Source organism: Zhongshania guokunii, from assembly GCF_040892635.1.
Classification (GTDB): domain Bacteria; phylum Pseudomonadota; class Gammaproteobacteria; order Pseudomonadales; family Spongiibacteraceae; genus Spongiibacter; species Spongiibacter guokunii.
Genome location: NZ_JBFRYA010000001.1, coordinates 188,639 through 204,564, shown reverse-complemented (window position 1 = coordinate 204,564; position 15,926 = coordinate 188,639). Strand labels below are relative to the sequence as shown.

General features: G+C 51.4%; 21 protein-coding genes. 14 read left to right on the top strand and 7 right to left on the bottom strand.

Going from position 1 to position 15,926, the window contains the following annotated elements; translation table 11 throughout:
* Positions 1–49 precede the first annotated feature (49 nt).
* Positions 50–640 (top strand): TetR/AcrR family transcriptional regulator, encoded by a 591-nt coding sequence (locus AB4876_RS00900; protein ID WP_368379774.1) that lies wholly within the window; start codon positions 50–52, stop codon positions 638–640.
* Between the two features lie 66 nt (positions 641–706).
* Positions 707–1,471, top strand: a complete 765-nt coding sequence (locus AB4876_RS00895; RefSeq protein WP_062383859.1) for an SDR family oxidoreductase — start codon at positions 707–709, stop codon at positions 1,469–1,471.
* A 42-nt stretch (positions 1,472–1,513) separates the two neighbouring features.
* Here AB4876_RS00895 and AB4876_RS00890 read toward each other — a convergent pair whose 3' ends face one another.
* Positions 1,514–2,887 carry a DsbA family protein gene (locus tag AB4876_RS00890; protein ID WP_368379773.1) on the bottom strand — a complete coding sequence of 458 codons (1,374 nt, stop codon included), beginning with the start codon at positions 2,885–2,887 and terminating at the stop codon, positions 1,514–1,516.
* Between the two features lie 286 nt (positions 2,888–3,173).
* On the opposite strand from AB4876_RS00890, the gene AB4876_RS00885 reads away from it, so the two are divergent.
* The 8 genes from AB4876_RS00885 to AB4876_RS00850 all read left to right on the top strand — a co-directional run bounded on the left by AB4876_RS00885 (position 3,174) and on the right by AB4876_RS00850 (position 8,483).
* Positions 3,174–3,413 (top strand): MBL fold metallo-hydrolase, encoded by a 240-nt coding sequence (locus AB4876_RS00885; RefSeq protein ID WP_368379772.1) that lies wholly within the window; start codon positions 3,174–3,176, stop codon positions 3,411–3,413.
* Between the two features lie 543 nt (positions 3,414–3,956).
* The gene (locus tag AB4876_RS00880; protein ID WP_368379771.1) at positions 3,957–4,142 is read left to right on the top strand and encodes a PLD nuclease N-terminal domain-containing protein; all 186 of its coding nucleotides are present in this window, start codon (positions 3,957–3,959) and stop codon (positions 4,140–4,142) included.
* Positions 4,143–4,196: 54 nt separating this feature from the next.
* Positions 4,197–5,261 (top strand): AI-2E family transporter, encoded by a 1,065-nt coding sequence (locus AB4876_RS00875; RefSeq protein ID WP_368380106.1) that lies wholly within the window; start codon positions 4,197–4,199, stop codon positions 5,259–5,261.
* Complete coding sequence (locus AB4876_RS00870; protein ID WP_368379770.1) at positions 5,254–6,270, top strand: amidoligase family protein; 1,017 nt, start codon at positions 5,254–5,256, stop codon at positions 6,268–6,270. Before AB4876_RS00875 ends, AB4876_RS00870 begins: the two co-directional genes overlap by 8 nt.
* Complete coding sequence (locus tag AB4876_RS00865; protein ID WP_368379769.1) at positions 6,267–6,932, top strand: gamma-glutamyl-gamma-aminobutyrate hydrolase family protein; 666 nt, start codon at positions 6,267–6,269, stop codon at positions 6,930–6,932. Before AB4876_RS00870 ends, AB4876_RS00865 begins: the two co-directional genes overlap by 4 nt.
* On the top strand, positions 6,929–7,354 hold the full coding sequence (locus tag AB4876_RS00860; RefSeq protein WP_368379768.1) for a YqaA family protein: 426 nt from the start codon (positions 6,929–6,931) through the stop codon (positions 7,352–7,354). The genes AB4876_RS00865 and AB4876_RS00860 overlap by 4 nt, the downstream gene beginning before the upstream one ends.
* A gap of 50 nt (positions 7,355–7,404) precedes the next feature.
* Positions 7,405–7,941 carry a YaeQ family protein gene (locus tag AB4876_RS00855; protein ID WP_368379767.1) on the top strand — a complete coding sequence of 179 codons (537 nt, stop codon included), beginning with the start codon at positions 7,405–7,407 and terminating at the stop codon, positions 7,939–7,941.
* A gap of 113 nt (positions 7,942–8,054) precedes the next feature.
* Entirely contained in the window at positions 8,055–8,483 is a 429-nt protein-coding gene (locus AB4876_RS00850; protein WP_368379766.1) for a DUF1499 domain-containing protein, read from the top strand.
* On the opposite strand, the gene AB4876_RS00845 is transcribed toward AB4876_RS00850, so the two are convergent.
* Positions 8,480–9,490: an AraC family transcriptional regulator gene (locus AB4876_RS00845; protein WP_368379765.1), complete on the bottom strand. Its 1,011-nt coding sequence runs from the start codon at positions 9,488–9,490 to the stop codon at positions 8,480–8,482. The genes AB4876_RS00850 and AB4876_RS00845 overlap by 4 nt on opposite strands.
* Positions 9,491–9,661: 171 nt before the next feature.
* Here AB4876_RS00845 and AB4876_RS00840 point away from each other — a divergent pair, with 171 nt between their 5' ends.
* Positions 9,662–10,552 carry a sterol desaturase family protein gene (locus tag AB4876_RS00840; RefSeq protein ID WP_368379764.1) on the top strand — a complete coding sequence of 297 codons (891 nt, stop codon included), beginning with the start codon at positions 9,662–9,664 and terminating at the stop codon, positions 10,550–10,552.
* A 19-nt stretch (positions 10,553–10,571) separates the two neighbouring features.
* Here AB4876_RS00840 and AB4876_RS00835 read toward each other — a convergent pair whose 3' ends face one another.
* Together AB4876_RS00835 and AB4876_RS00830 are read right to left on the bottom strand one after the other, a co-directional pair.
* On the bottom strand, positions 10,572–10,928 hold the full coding sequence (locus tag AB4876_RS00835) for a VOC family protein (RefSeq protein WP_368379763.1): 357 nt from the start codon (positions 10,926–10,928) through the stop codon (positions 10,572–10,574).
* Positions 10,929–10,977: 49 nt separating this feature from the next.
* Complete coding sequence (locus AB4876_RS00830; protein WP_368379762.1) at positions 10,978–11,286, bottom strand: hypothetical protein; 309 nt, start codon at positions 11,284–11,286, stop codon at positions 10,978–10,980.
* A gap of 188 nt (positions 11,287–11,474) precedes the next feature.
* On the opposite strand from AB4876_RS00830, the gene AB4876_RS00825 reads away from it, so the two are divergent.
* Positions 11,475–11,816, top strand: coding sequence for a hypothetical protein (locus AB4876_RS00825; RefSeq protein ID WP_368379761.1), 342 nt, complete (start codon positions 11,475–11,477; stop codon positions 11,814–11,816).
* Between the two features lie 100 nt (positions 11,817–11,916).
* Positions 11,917–12,342 carry an MAPEG family protein gene (locus AB4876_RS00820; protein WP_368379760.1) on the top strand — a complete coding sequence of 142 codons (426 nt, stop codon included), beginning with the start codon at positions 11,917–11,919 and terminating at the stop codon, positions 12,340–12,342.
* An 87-nt stretch (positions 12,343–12,429) separates the two neighbouring features.
* Here the strand turns inward: AB4876_RS00820 and AB4876_RS00815 are convergent, their stop codons facing one another.
* Complete coding sequence (locus tag AB4876_RS00815) at positions 12,430–12,618, bottom strand: hypothetical protein (protein ID WP_301030238.1); 189 nt, start codon at positions 12,616–12,618, stop codon at positions 12,430–12,432.
* A 260-nt stretch (positions 12,619–12,878) separates the two neighbouring features.
* Between AB4876_RS00815 and dapE the strand changes: the two genes are divergently transcribed.
* The gene (dapE, locus tag AB4876_RS00810) at positions 12,879–14,015 is read left to right on the top strand and encodes a succinyl-diaminopimelate desuccinylase (RefSeq protein WP_301030237.1); all 1,137 of its coding nucleotides are present in this window, start codon (positions 12,879–12,881) and stop codon (positions 14,013–14,015) included.
* A 67-nt stretch (positions 14,016–14,082) separates the two neighbouring features.
* Here the strand turns inward: dapE and AB4876_RS00805 are convergent, their stop codons facing one another.
* Together AB4876_RS00805 and nadA are read right to left on the bottom strand one after the other, a co-directional pair.
* Complete coding sequence (locus tag AB4876_RS00805; protein WP_368379759.1) at positions 14,083–14,838, bottom strand: class I SAM-dependent methyltransferase; 756 nt, start codon at positions 14,836–14,838, stop codon at positions 14,083–14,085.
* A complete protein-coding gene (gene nadA / locus AB4876_RS00800; protein WP_368379758.1) occupies positions 14,835–15,884 on the bottom strand; it encodes a quinolinate synthase NadA in 1,050 nt (349 codons plus the stop codon). The genes AB4876_RS00805 and nadA overlap by 4 nt, the downstream gene beginning before the upstream one ends.
* Positions 15,885–15,926: the final 42 nt, after the last annotated feature.

The following is a 15,926-nucleotide window of genomic DNA, read 5'->3' as shown; positions in this document are numbered from 1 at the left end:
CATTGCGCCTATCGCGGCTCCAACAATCATACTCGCTAAGCGATTAATTATGCCAAAAGACGCAACACCAGTAGAAAGTGATGGCCGCCGTCAACGCACCGAGCGCAGCCGCAGCGCCATCATTAATGCCGCCCTCGAATTAATCGAAGAAGGCGTACTGATCGCGACGGCTCAACAAATTACCGACCGCGCCAACGTCGGCATTCGCACCTTTTTTCGCCACTTTGAAGACATGGGCGCCCTCGCCCAAGCAGTTGATGAAAGTATTCGCGGGCAATACGAAGCGGCCATGCTCGACGCCGACCGCAGCGGCACACTTGAGGAGCGCATTCTGCATGCGGTGGAGCGTCACGCCGAGGTCTACGAGCAAAACTACAATATTATCTTAGCGACGACTGCACAGCGCTGGCGTCTTGAAGTACTGCAAAAAAACTACGCCCGCGTGCAGAAAGGTTTACGCAAAGACCTCGATAACTGGTTACCCGAACTCAAGGCCATTGCCTCGGAACAAAGGGAAGCCATAGATGCTATTGCCTCTTTTGAGATGTGGCATCGGCTTAGAGAACATCAGGGCCTAAGCGTCAAAACTTGCATAGAGATTATTAACGGCCTGCTACTAAACCTGACCCAAAGCGCTTAAACACCTCGACTGACAATATTAGGTAGTAAGGTGTAAGCCCTCATCGCAAAACAAGGATCATATAATATGAGCACTAATCTGTTTGATTTAACTGGAAAAGTGGCGCTGGTTACCGGCGCAAGCCGTGGTATCGGCGAGGCCATTGCCCGACTTTTGGCGGAGCAAGGTGCCCATGTTATTGTCTCAAGCCGTAAAATTGACGACTGTCACACCGTCGCCAATAGTATTATTGCCGCCGGTCACCGCGCGGAAGCCTTGGCCTGCCACGTTGGTGATATGGAACAAATTGCCGATATTTTTCAAACAATTCGTAAGCAACACGGCAAGCTCGATATCCTAGTGAATAACGCTGCCGCCAACCCCTACTTCGGCGACGTACTCGATACCGACTTGGCGGCTTACAATAAAACGGTAGACGTAAATATACGCGGCTATTTCTTTATGAGCGTCGAAGGCGGCAAAATCATGCGCGACAACGGCGGTGGCGTCATTATTAACACTGCATCGGTCAACGCGCTACAGCCCGGTGATATGCAGGGCATTTACTCTATTACCAAGGCCGCCGTGGTCAATATGACCAAGACCTTTGCCAAAGAATGCGCGAAACACAATATCCGCTGCAACGCGATACTGCCCGGTTTAACAAAAACCAAATTCGCCAGCGCACTCTTTACTCACGATAAAATATACGAAGCCGCCATGGAAAAAATCCCCATGCGTCGCCACGCCGAACCACAGGAAATGGCCGGCACCGTGCTGTATTTGGCATCCAACGCCAGCAGCTATACCACGGGCGAATGCATAGTTGTTGACGGTGGTCTAACGCTGTAAACAAGTAAGGGATTCGCCGCGCCGTAACAAGCGCGGCGAAACTCAGCCAGCCTTGAGCAAGCGCTGAATTTCGCGGCTAAATAACCAAAGGCGATCTTGACCCCACAGCGCCAACACTTGATTACCGTCCTTATCTAACAAACGAAAACTCGGCACGCCCCATAAACCAGCTTCGTACATAGCCAGCCGATTTTGTTCGACCATCGCTTCCCAGCGCGTCTCTGCTAATTGGCCCTTAGCCACCTGCCAGTCCAATCCCGCCTGCTCGACAACCTCCTGCAAACCACTTAATTTATTAGTATTCACCCCTTCCGCAAAGGCCAAACGCAAAAAGCTGGAGAGCAGAGCATTGCCCTTACCCTGCTCACAAGCCCAGGGGTAGATTGCGTAACAGCGCCGCACTGGGTCACCAATAGGGTCGTAAATAGGGCCGAATGGCACGCCGCTCGCCCGCGCCTCACGACCGCAATCAGTCATAATATAAGCCCCCTTGACTCGCGTTGCCGGAACACCGCGCATTACCATTGGCAATACCGGCCGCACTACTAGCTTAACGCCACTGTCTGCGGCCAGTTTTAGTGCCCGATCAAAGATGATGGCGGTATAAGGGCTGCGCAATGAGGGGTAAATTTCAAAGGTCAGCGAGCCATTATCTTTTAGCTCGCCGATTTCTACCGCTTTACGTGGTGCTAACGGCGCGGCATCTGGCTGCTTATCGACGCCGAGCGTCGCCAGTCGGGCTTCTAAATGGTAGAGACGGTCAACACCCCAATACCACTCCTTGCCATAGTAAAACATCGCGCCAGAATAATGACCGAGCACAGCGCGTTGCGCATTACCCTGCTGAATACGCGCCGCGGTGACTTCAGGGCTTGCAGCGCCTAGCCTCTCAGCAAGGGCGGCCAGCGTAGTCTGATCGTGATTCCATAGCGCTGTGCTCACGTCAGCGAGGCAATCAATAAATCCCTGCGCAGTTTGCTTAGCCAGTATCGCCTGTGCTTGATCCACAAGCGCCTTAGGCGGCTGGGTGTTGCCATTGGGAAAATGCAAACCGTAGTGTGGCGCAATGTGAATGGCATCTTGCCGAGCAAGATCACTCAGCAATTGGGGCTCAGGAGCATTTGCGTCTTGTGACGCGGATACCAAATGGCAGACCACCACTAAGTGGTAGCGCTTACTGATTGCCGCCAATAACTGCGCGCTGAGGTGGCTGTAGCCATCATCAACTTGATGAAAGTACTCCACAATATGTGGAGAGCCAGCACTAAGACGGCGGCGCTCAAATTTAGCGCGCAGTTTAGCTTGGTAGCGCAAACTCGCAAGCCTTGACATAAACAGTTTTGAGGTCAGCCAGCGATATAGTCGGCTCGGGTCAGAGTTTGATACGCCGCCCTGATTTTTAAAGTTTTCAGACATGGTCGACCTCTTTTATCCACTGTCACTTTATAGCGCGACAATCATTATTATTCAGTCGAAAAGCAACTTTTAACACAGCACATAAGTCGGCCATTGACTCCTTTCTTTACAAATAACATGTTACCCACAAGTATTGACACCAAGAATGCCATTATAAGCATTCTAATATAAATAAACGCCAATTGATGCCGGAATAGATAATGAAAAAATACAATAAATTAATAAGCCTCCTATTTCTTTTCGCACTTACTGGGTGAGCTAACGGTGCTACTTGCAGATGTAGCATTTGACCATTGAAACCCTAGCGGTTAACCACGCCCCAATTGATCCGGCGGTTGCGTACCGCTTTAGCGATAAGGGGCGCGCACTGCTGATTAGCGGCAGCCCAATAAAATCAGCCAACATTAAAAAATTTGCGAATAACATCGACTTTCTCGTGCACGAAGCATTGGCACCCAATTTGGTCACCATGATGAACGAGGTGGCCCATAAAACTGATAATGCCGTTGGAGCATATAACACATGACATCTTGAATTATCACGCCAGCCCCGTCTAAGCCGCAGAAACCGCCCGAGATGCGAACGTAGGCCACTTAGTGTATTACCATACTGTGCCGCCGCTGGTTATTCCCGAGCGAAAAGCGCTTTACCTTAATGGCGCAGACAAATATTTAAAAACTATACTATTGGCGAAGATGGCGTAGCGTTCAGCCTGCCCGCAAACTCTTAGAAAATAATTCAGACACAAAACGAGATATAAGCGGGCATCAAAAAAAATTTGCGTAGCTTTCCGGCGACCATATCCACATAACATAGCGAGGAAAAACTGCCCCCTCGCTATGTTAAATTTAAGCTAACTATCTCTGTGCGCATCTTTTCCAGCAAGCTGCTATACCTTATAGCAATAGCGTGATGTCCGCTTTTTTCCGATGTAATTTACCTTGGTCTGGCAGTGTGGATTGCGAGTCAGTGAACTCCTAGCGGTAAGACGACTCTAAGCTTGCGTTGTCACCACCTGCTGTTATTCATCGCGCAACGACAGTTTTTTACGTTATAAACGGGGAAGAACATGGAACTGCAGATCACTGGGGTACTGGGATTTCTTATTTTTATTGCCGATATTTGGGCCATTCTCAATATCGTGCAAAGCAAAGAAAGCTCTACCACCAAGCTATTATGGATTGTATTGATTCTGTTTCTACCTGTGCTAGGCCTAGCCATCTGGTGGTTTGCCGGTCCTCGCGACCCGCGCTAACGTCGCCTACAAATGCATTCACCAACGCTAGGGAAAAAACCTCCCGTGAAAACCATGCCTGATACTTCAGCTGACTGGCCGCTAAAAGTCATTGCCATACTCGCGATTCTGTACACCTTACAGGTCGCCAGAGATGTCATGCTGCCGATAACCTTAGCGCTTATCTTTTCACTGTTACTCAGTCCCGCAGTGGTCCGTTTACAGACTTTGCGAATACCTCGCAGCCTCGCGGCGCTGGCAGTAATGAGCATTTGCCTCGGCATCGCCGGCAGTGGTATTTACGCCCTAGCCAAACCCGCCAGCCAGTGGCTGCAGCGGGTACCGGAAGCAGTTGAGATCGTTCGCGAGCAACTCAGCAGTGTTAATACCGACAGCACCGACGTTGACGCCGCCACCCGTAGCATCGATTCACTGGCCCAAGAACTTAGCGCTACCCCCAGCAACCCTGAAGTGACAAAGGTCGTTATTAGCGAAGCGGGCTGGCGCTCAGAACTCGGGGAAACTGCGAAAAATTTTGGGGTTTACGGCACCCTGAGTATTATTCTTTTATTCTTCCTGCTAACGTCGGGGGAAGCATTAATGCGTCGTTTTATCCACAGCTTACCGACCCAGAGAGACAAAGCCGTGGTCACTCAGATCGCTCAACGTGCGCAAACACAAATGTCCCGCTACCTAATGACGATAACGGCCGTCAATGGCGCGGTGGGTTGCATTACCGCTATAGCCTTATATTTATTTGATTTCCCCGACCCCGCATTGTGGGGCGCCGTGGCAGCACTGCTGCGCTTCATACCCTACCTCGGGGTCAGCATGACCTTAATACTATTGAGTATTGTCAGTGCAGTCAGCTATCCAACTGCCGCCGCCATGATCGCCGTGCCCTTAGGCTACGGATTATTTACCGCCGCCGTAGGTCAGTTTATCGACCCCTTCGTGCACGGCTTTCGTTTTAGCCTCAACCCCATTGTGGTGTTTTTATGGATTTTTTTCTGGGGCTGGTTGTGGGGTGCCCCGGGGGTACTGCTGGCGGTACCGCTGCTGACTCTATTTCAGGTGGTTTGCCAACACACCGAACGCCTCCTTCCACTTGCCCATATCATAGGAAATACCAATGACTAAGCCCTTAGATGCCTACCGCAAGCAACTTTGGCCGCTACCCATGCAACTGCACACCCAGACCGGTGCAGTGCGCCGGCTTGGGGTTGAAATTGAATTTACCGGCATGGAAATTGACGGCATTGTCGACACCATCATTCAACAGTACGGTGGTAGCGCTGAACCGCTCTCTGACTACGAGGTAAATGTTGTCGACACCTCGCTGGGCCAATTTGGCGTTGAACTGGACTTTTCCTACATCAAACGTATCAGCCGCGAGCGCCATGAGTCTGCGGACACTAATGACTTAGAAGAGCTCGCCGAGGCCATTGTTGGCGCCATTGCCAAGCAATTAGTACCTTTCGAAGTCGTTGCACCCCCCATCGCCATGAGCGACTTATGGCAGCTGGAAGACCTGTTTGTAAACCTGCGCAATTGCGATGCCCAAGGCACCCACGCCTCGGCTAAAAATGCCTTCGGTTTACAGCTCAATCCCGAAATGCCCAACTGTGAAGCGGGCACCATACTCAATTACCTACGCGCCTTTTTATGCCTCTATGAGTGGTTAAAAATGCGCTGTGATGTCGACTTCAGTCGCCGCCTAACCTCCTACGTCGATCCCTTTGGTAAGGACTATATCCGCAAGATCCTCAAACCAAGTTACCAACCTAATATCGACCAGCTAATCGACGATTACTTAGAGTTCAATCCCACCCGCAACCGCGCCTTGGATATGCTGCCGCTGTTCGCCCATATTGATGAGCCACGGCTGCGCGCCAAAGTCGACGACGACCGCGTCAAAGCCCGCCCCACTCTGCACTACCGTCTGCCCAATAGCTTAATTGACGATCCGCAGTGGGGTTTAATTCATCCCTACCGCGACTGGCTGCAAGTGGATAATTTGGCCATGGACAAAAACCGCCTAGACACCGTGTGTCATGCCTATCGCAATTATTTGGATAACCCCACTGCAAATCTATTCACCAATTGGTCGCACAGCGTTAGCCAATGGTTAATACCGGAGCTGCTGTGAATCGACCACTTATTGGTGTAACCGGCGACGACACTCGCCTGCCACTGGCGTGGTGGTTTATTCGCTTCGCGCTGCAGCGCTGTGGCGCGGAGGCTTATCGACTCACCCCCAGGCGCAGCGCCCTCCCCGACCATTTGGACGCGATTATCATTAGTGGTGGCGACGATATCGATCAACGCTTATATTTGCCAGATGCGCCAGAAATAGCGCCCATCAACCGCGAGCGCGACCGTTTCGAAATGATCGCATTAGAACTCAGCCTCAGCCGCGGCTTACCGATACTGGGTATTTGTCGCGGTGCGCAATTACTGAATGTGGTGCTCGGCGGCACCCTGCACAGCGACCTGACGATGATGCGTCGTTTAACCTCAAATAAGCGCATGCTCTTGCCACGTAAAACCCTACATTTAGAAACCTATAGCAAACTCTTTCAAATCTTTGGCAAAGAGCAGTGCAAAATAAATAGTCTTCACCACCAAGCGATTAAAGACCTTGGCCAAGGTTTACGGGTTGCAGGTCGCGACGCCGATTATATTATTCAGGCTGTAGAAGATCCCGAGCACCGCTGCCGCATTGGTGTGCAATGGCACCCCGAATACCTGCCCTTTCAATTGCGCCAATTACATTTATTCAGGCACTTAGTAGCGAGTGCGCGCCGGTGATCTCTTCGTATCTTCTACTCTTTACAGTTGCCTTTGGCGCCGCCACCTTACTGCCCTTTTACTCTGAGATACTCTTGGTCGCGCAATTGCGCGAAGGTCTGCATCCTGGCTGGCTATGGCTGGCTGCAACCACCGGCAATACCCTGGGCGCCGGCGTGAATTGGTGGATGGGATCTAAATTTGTGCAATACGCCGACCGCCGCTGGTTTCCAGCGCGTAAAGTCGATTTGCAGCGCGCCCAAAATTGGTTTGCCCGCTACGGGAAATGGACCCTACTCATGTCGTGGATGCCGATTGGTGGCGATGCCTTGACTGTGGTTGGCGGCATGATGAAAGTGCCCGCCCCCGCCTTTTTTATACTGGTTGGCATTGGCAAAGGCCTGCGCTATGCACTGGTAATTATTGGTCTAGCGGCCTTTTAACGGTAAAAACAGCGTAGAATAAGGCCTCCTGAAATACCGTGAGTTAGACCATGGCCTTAAATGCCACGCTATTCAAAACCACCCTCGATGTCAGTGATATTCGTCGTCACTATTATCAAACCCACCAGTTTACGGTGGCACGCCACCCATCAGAAACCGATGAACGTATGATGCTGCGCATACTCGCCTTTGCGCTCTATGCCGATGAGCATCTGGAGTTTACCAAGGGCCTGAGCACTGACGACGAACCCGATTTATGGCTCAAGTCGCTCACCGGCGAAATCGACTTATGGATCGAGCTCGGCCTGCCCAGCGAAAAACGCATGCGCAAAGCCCGCGGCATTGCTAAGCAAGTTGTGCTGCTAATTTACGGCGGTCGCACCGCGCAAATGTGGTGGGATGAGCACAGCAGTAAAATCAGCCGCTACGGCAATGTGCGGGTTATTGAAGTAAATACCGAAGACTCCGCCGTACTTACCGCCATGGCACAGCGCACCATGAAATTGCAGTGCACCATCGACGAAGGTTCAGTGTGGTTTTCCGACGCCACCAGCAATGTTGATGTGCAATTGATCACCCGCTGCTAATTTGCAAAAGCGGCTATAAATTCAAAAGCTCTAAAAAGAATACGTTAACGTAAAACTCGGGGGCCAACCCCATTTACGCGACTCGTATCTAAGGCGAGTTCAGGAGAGAGCAAATGTATAAATCAATCATCCTACTCGCCGCCAGCGCACTTAGCGCCTGTAGCACAGCACCAATGCAAAATGCTGCCAACACCCAATTCGGCCCCTGCCCCAGCGCCCCACGCTGTGTGTCGAGCTTGGAGGTGGGCAGCAAGCACATCGCAGCTCTTACCGTTAACTCCGCCGAGCAGTGGCAGTTATTGCAGGAAACGCTGCTCAACATGCCTCGCACTAAAGTAGTCGAGCGCCAAGCTAATTACCTGCACGCCGTCACTCACAGCGCAATTATGCGCTACCGCGACGATATCGAATTGCGCTATCAGCCAAATACGAATCGGGCTGAGGTGCGCAGCGCCTCATACCTTGGCTACTACGATTTCGAGGTCAATCGCGAGCGGGTCGAAACCCTGCGCAAGCTATTTAATGCCGCAAAAAATAACTAAGTGCCGTCGGCTTGCTGCTGGTAGCGACGCGGTGACAAGCCCGTCTCGCGTTTAAAAGCACGATTAAACGCGCTTTGTTCCGAATAGCCCAATAGCAGAGCAATTTCACTTAAGGTCAGCCGCTTGTCCCGCAGATACTCCTGAGCCAACTGGGTACGGGTTTGCGCCAAAATCACTTTAAAACTCAGGCCCTGCTCATTAAGCCGTCGAAATAAAGTTCGCTCTGACATATTCAGGCTGGTGGCAACCTGCGCCGAATTGGCGCGGCCACTCTGCATAGCCCGCAACAGCGCTCTGCGCAAGCCTTGCATAAAGCCCTCGCTATGCGGCAGCACCGCCAACGCGGCTTGGGCCTGACGCTCTAGCAATAATTTCAGACCTGGATCGCTATTGCTTACCGGCAAATCCAAATACGCGACCGGAAACTCCAATGCGGTACAAGCCTGTCCAAACCGGACTGGCGCGCCAAACACATCAATATAAGCTTGAGTATCTAGTGGCGCGACAAAGGTGAAGTCCACGGCGAGGGGACGCAAATCGTCGCGACCGGTCATCAACTGCACGAAGCGCAGAAGACCGCCAACCAATACCTCATCCGATAAATTCGTCGATGGTCCGTAATTAGCGCTCCAGCTCAATACCATACGCTCTTCAAGCAGCTCAATACTGGCCCGATCACCGTCGTGAAGTAAGCCTTGATAACGCTGAAACTCCAACAAAGCCTCCGCCACGGTGTCGCTGGCAAGGGTTAAATAGCCGAGCATACCCAGGTGCGCAGGTCGAACTCGCTGGCCCAGCTCTAAGCCGATGTGACGCGTTGGAAAGCGTTGCCGCAGGCGGCTTAACAAAGCCCACCACTGGCCAAAACTAATTCGACTACTGGCGCTAAAGGCCTGTAATTGGGTGTACAGCTCGCAGTGTATATCGCCCTCAGATTCCATGAAATCGCGGAGTAAACCCGCTAAATCCCCGCTTACCTGCAATTGCGCTAGCTGTAATGTCGTCACGTTTGCGACTCCTAACACCAACCATTAGAAACAAACATCATCGGCATATTGGCGCTAAATGTCAAAAATCTGTCTGGCTTAGTCAATCTCTACCCAATAATTCCACTTATCCTCTACACTTCAAAGAGTAAGGTATTAGTAGCTCAATAATTACGACAACGAGGATTTACCGTGCAAGACGTTCTCCACGCCCTGTTTTTTGTCACTGCCTTTGGCGCATTATTCCTCGCGGTTATCGGCGCCGAATACCTTTATGTGCGTAAAACTGGCCAAACTGGGGTTTACCACCCCCGCGAAACACTGGCCAATTTGGCGGCGGGATTCTCCTACAAAGTGGTCGATGGCATCGCCATTGCGTTATTTATACAGGCTTTCTATTTAAGTGTTTACGAGTGGGGTTTACAGTGGCAGCCCGAGGCCTCAGTACTCAGTATTTTGGCTCTGATCGTATTTATAGATTTCTGCTTTTTTGTAAACCACGTCATGATGCATAAAGTGCGCTGGTTCTGGAGTGGCCATATAACCCATCACTCCTCAGAGCACATGAACTTTTCAACCGCCCTGCGTCAAAATTTCACCTTCGCCCTGTCGGGCACCTGGATATTGTGGTGGTTACCCGCCGCCTTAATTGGCTTTGATAAAGACTGGGTGTTATTCGCAATTGAAGGCAATTTACTCTACCAATTCTTTTTGCACACTGAGCAAGTTGGCAGATTAGGTTTCTTAGAAAAATTCATGAACACCCCTTCTCACCACCGAGTACACCACGGCAGTAACCCTGCACAGATCGACCGCAACTTTGGCGGTATCTTTATTTTTTGGGACAGAATATTCAATACTTTCCGCGACGAAAGCGATGCCGGTGAAATTAAATATGGCGTCACTCATATGCCGGCCAAACCGTATAACCCTTGGTATTTACAGACTCACGGCTGGGTAGAAATGGCGCAAGACGTATGGCGCTATAAAGATCTACGCATTCTTTACAAGCATCCTGAATGGGTCGATGAAGCCTATGCGAACAAGGCTGTCGAAACTGAGTGGCAAGAAGAAAAGGCCTGAGCCAACAGGCCTTAATGACTTACGCAGGCTCAGACCACACCGCAAATTCATTACCGCTCGGCTCGGCAAAATGAAAACGGCGGCCGCCAGGAAAATCGTAAATTTCCTTGAGAATAATGCCGCCAGCGCGCACTACGTCATTGCGGGTTTCCTCCAAGGTGCTGCTATAAAACACGAGCAACGCGCCGCCCTGCTCAGCTTTGCTACACAGTGGCGCGCGGTAAAAACCACCATCTAAACCTACGTCAGAAAAAGCAGTGTAATCTGCACCATAATCGGTAAAGTGCCAATCAAAAGCACTACTAAAGAATGCCTTGGTCGCCTCTATATCCACCGCAGCCATTTCAAGATAATTAAGTTTGCCGTGAATTTTCATTTGCCCACCTCTTTATAAACGGATATAGCGAAAACACCGGTACGCTTAGTTAGTGCAAAATTTCAATAATTTCTAAAGTGGCAGCAAGTAAACGCAGGCGCCGGTCTTCAATCTCGACAGTGATATAGCCGTAATTATCGACAGGATCAACGATGCGACCATGACTGTATATATCGCGGTCTAAATGATGGCCCACCGCCAACTTTTTCTGCCACCCTGGCGGTAGTGAGCGACCCTCAGCCACTTTTTTCTGTAAGCCAGGTGGCAGAGACTTGCCCTCTTGCTTAGCCATTGCCGGCGCGGTAGCCAGTAGCACGCCCGAGGCCAACATAATTCCTAAAAGCGCTTTTATTTTCATAATTAAGTCCTTCAATGAAACAAATTAAAACGACGCCCCTTACAAGCCACTGAATCTAGGTAAGAAAGATCATCACTAAGCCTCTGACCGCAAATCCCCAACTAAGTGCGACACCTCCCGCTGTGCCCCCTTTACGCTGGTATTTCCCTTATACTGGGCAACCCGAATCCCCAAGATCAGCCAGTACTATGCGTAAAAAAGACAAGAAAGCCGAAAACGACATTATTGAGGTATTAACCGAAGCCTGCGACGAGGCCCTGAGCAGTATTGCTGATTTCCGCTGGCTCAGCCATGAATTGGACTACGGCAACATTCAACAGAGCCTAACCGTGCGCTGCGTGTTCGATCCCGACGCCGACCTTAAAGCAATTGCTAGCAGCGCCGAGGGCTTGGCCTTAAAGCAATTGATTCGCGACAAGCTGCGCAGCGTCGGCTACCTGCCCGGCAATAATATGAATTGGATAGAATTTGAGCTTGATACCCCAAGGGGCAAGCGCAAAAGCAGTGCCAGCGAACGTAAGGTACACTAAACTACGGCAGCTGCAGGACATCCAACAGCTGCACACCAACGTAATACTCGCGGTACAATAACCGCTCTCTTAGCGACATTTTAATAAGAAGGAAACCACTATGTTTGAACCCTCAGCAATTTTAGCGCCGGTTATGATTTTGGTGCTGTGGAGCTTTGTGATGATGTTTTGGATGGCCGGGACCCGCCTACCCGCCATTCCCAAATTAAAGCTAGGGCGCGATGCAGGTAAACGCACCAAAGATTTAGGCGAGAAAATGCCTCCCCACATTCAATGGAAGGCCGACAACTACAACCACTTAATGGAACAACCCACCATTTTCTATGCAACGGCCTTGGTTTTGGCAATGCTTGGTGCAGGCGAAGGTTTGAACCTAATATTGGCGTGGTTTTATGTTGGTGGTCGTATCGTCCACAGCTTGGTTCACGCCACAACGAATGTCGTCTTGGTCCGCTTTGGCCTATTTGTGCTGACTTCACTAGCCTTGCTTGTCATGGCAATTAGAGCTTGCCTAATTATCTTCTAAGGCTTTCAGGTCAGAAGCGCATAACGTAATCAATTACGCTGGCGGGCCCTATATTCTAGGGCTAACCAGCGTTTTTTTATTATTCTGTTACAAGGCTTCAGTGATTAGCGCATTGCTTATGCGCACCGCCCTGTGGGGCTGAAACTGCGGGCCGTGCAATTGTTCTATCTTGCCGCCCTTATTTAAAAAATCATCGACCTGCCGAGAGATTTCAGCCCTAAGCCCCTGCTGATATTGATTCGAATACGTGCCATGCTGTTTTATATAACGATTCATATCTCAATCCCTTTACACTGTTAGGTATATAAGCCACCTCGCCAGCGGCAAAGAGAATGCTATAGGGGAGCAATGACAGTTTCGGGACGGTTTTATGACAGCTTTAAAATTATTTTAGTCGCCAAAAGCGGCGTCTAATATGGCTAACTACGCCACTGAGCACCTGAGGTATTCGGCCCACTGCCAAACTTCTGCTAGAATACGCCGCTTATCTCTGCGCCCGCCGCAACACCAATTTACGCTACAGAAGCCGACACTCTATGACAGCCCTCTCCCCAACCCTGCAACTCGCCTGCGAGCTCATTGAACGGCCCTCGGTGACCCCTGCCGATGCCGACTGCCAGACCATTATGATGGCGCGGCTAAGCGCTATTGGCTTTGAGTGCCAATCGCTGCGCTTTGGTGACGTTGACAATTTCTGGGCGGTACACGGCCGCAGCGGGCCAATATTTTGCTTTGCTGGTCATACCGATGTAGTGCCAACTGGCCCCGCCGCCAACTGGCAAACCCAGCCGTTTAATGCGGTAATTCAAGACGGCATGTTACGGGGCCGCGGCGCCGCCGACATGAAGGGCAGCCTCGCGGCGATGATCACCGCCTGCGAAAACTTTGTTGCCGCCCATCCCGACCACAGCGGCCGTATCGCTTTTTTAATTACCAGCGACGAAGAAGGCCCAGCGATTAACGGCACCGTAAAAGTAGTTGAGTGGCTAGAACAGCAAAACGAAAAAATCACCTGGTGTTTGGTTGGCGAACCGTCCTCAACCGACCATGTTGGCGATGTAATTAAAAATGGACGCCGTGGTTCGCTGGGCGCCGTAATGACGGTCAAGGGCATCCAAGGCCACGTCGCTTACCCACATTTAGCCAACAACCCAATCCATGTAGCCGCCCCAGCACTCGCGGCGATGGCTGCGGAGCAGTGGGACGAAGGCAATGATTTCTTCCCCGCCACCTCATTCCAAATATCCAATATCAATGGCGGCACTGGCGCCACCAATGTCATTCCCGGCGAGCTGGAAGTGGTTTTTAACTTTCGTTTTTCAACCGAACTCACCGCCGAGATATTAAAAGAACGCACCCATGCCATACTCGACAGCCACGGTGTGGATTACCAAATAGACTGGAATCTAAGCGGCCAACCCTTCCTCACCTCAGAAGGCCCGCTGGTAGAAGCCGCCCAGCACGCCATAAAAGCGGTAACGGGTAAGGACACCATTTTATCTACCGCCGGCGGCACCTCCGATGGCCGCTTTATTGCCCCAACAGGCGCGCAAGTGGTCGAACTCGGGCCCGTTAACGCCACCATCCACAAAGTAGATGAATGCGTTAAAGCCGAAGATTTAGATAAGCTGTCGTTGATGTATGAGGGAATGTTAAAAGAGTTGCTAGCCTAATATTAAGAAACCAGCACTAGGCCAAGCTTTTGCGTTCATCGTCTAACGTATAGCATTCCGCTTCCAGTTACTTAGGAAACGCCCTAAGCGGATAAATATCAAAGCGCACCGCCTTGCCCGCCACCGACAGCTGAGGTTTGCGCTCGGCTAAATACGGAGCTTTCGGCGGGCGTTTAACCACCACTCTATGCCGCGCTCTTTGCAGGGCAATATCCAGCAAAGCGGCGCTGTCTTCATCCAAACCTACTAGAGAATGGAAGAGTCGCATTTCTTTTTTAACCAAGGCTGATTTACCCGACACCGGAAACATCGGGTCTAAATACACCACATCGGGGCAGTCGCCCTCGCCGAGTTGTTCAAGATAGTCCACCGCGCCAGCCTTCACCAAGGCCATTCTCGCGGCAAACTCCATGGTATCAATACTGATATTGGCGCGCATTAAGCCGTCTTCTAACAGCGCAGCGACCACCGGCATGCGCTCACACATTGTTACCGTGCAACCATTGCTGGCCATCACAAAACTGTCGCGGCCGAGACCGGCGGTGGCATCTACCACCGTCGGCCGCTTGCCGCCTAGCGCTTTGATTAATAATTCTTTGCCGGGGTGGCGGTGCTGCAGTGCGTAGGCAAAATCTACGGCGACCGGGTTTTCTCTTTGCGATGGCGCTAGGCCGATGCCCAAGCGGCCTTGCTCAAAAAAAACATACAGCTGTTCTGGGTCGGGGAGCCATTTTTTAACTAAGGTTAAACCCAAGCGCGCCGCCATGGCATCGCAGGCGGCGCTGGTTTTGAAGAATACTGGCGCTGCTGGCGAGCTACTCAAGACTTGGGCTTGGCCGCGGCAAAGTCCAACATCCGCGTGAGCGGCTTCATGGCTTGCACGCCAAGGGCGGGGTCAACATGCACTTCATTGCCGCCATGTTCTAAGACATAGGCGAGGTTATCGAGGGCATTCATGGCCATCCACGGGCAATTTGCGCAGCTGCGGCAAGTCGCGCCACTGCCTGCCGTGGGCGCAATAATAAATTCCTTATCCGGCACCAGCTGTTGCAGCTTGTAGAAAATACCCTGATCGGTGGCAATGATCATTTGCTTATTGGGCAGATCCCGCGCCGCGTTAATAATTTGAGTGGTGGAACCCACTACATCAGCCAGCGCGACCACGCTCTCTGGCGACTCGGGATGCACCAGCACCGCGGCGTCGGGGTAGACCTTTTTAAGATCGAGAATACCTTGGGCTTTAAACTCTTCGTGAACAATACAGGCGCCGTCCCACAGTAAAACATCGGCGCCGGTTTCGCGGCGCACATAATCACCGAGGTGTTTGTCTGGCGCCCACAGAATTTTTTGGCCTTCGCTGTCGAGATGGTCTACAACGTCTAGCGCAATACTCGAGGTCACAACCCAGTCGGCTCGCGCTTTTACCGCAGCAGACGTATTCGCATACACCACCACCGTGCGGTCCGGATGCTGGTCGCAGAATGCCGAAAACTCTTCAATAGGGCAGCCGATGTCTAAAGAGCAGGTTGCCTCCAAGGTCGGCATAAACACCTGTTTCTCTGGCGACAAAATCTTTGCGGTTTCGCCCATAAACTTGACCCCAGCAACAATCAAGGTCGATGCTGGATGGTCGCGGCCAAAACGGGCCATTTCCAATGAGTCGGAGACACAACCGCCTGTTTCTTCGGCCAAGGCCTGAATCTCTGGGTCGGTGTAGTAATGGGCAACCAGCACTGCATTGCGCTCGTTCAATAAACGCTTAATTTTGTCTCGCAATTCAACGCGCTCAGCGGCGGGCACCTGAGGCTGCTCGTGGATCTTGGCCAAATGATCGCGAACCACCTGCTGGGCAGAAGCTTGTTCCGTCATATTCAATCTCGTTCTAGGCGGATACTGGGGGGCGAAGTTTAA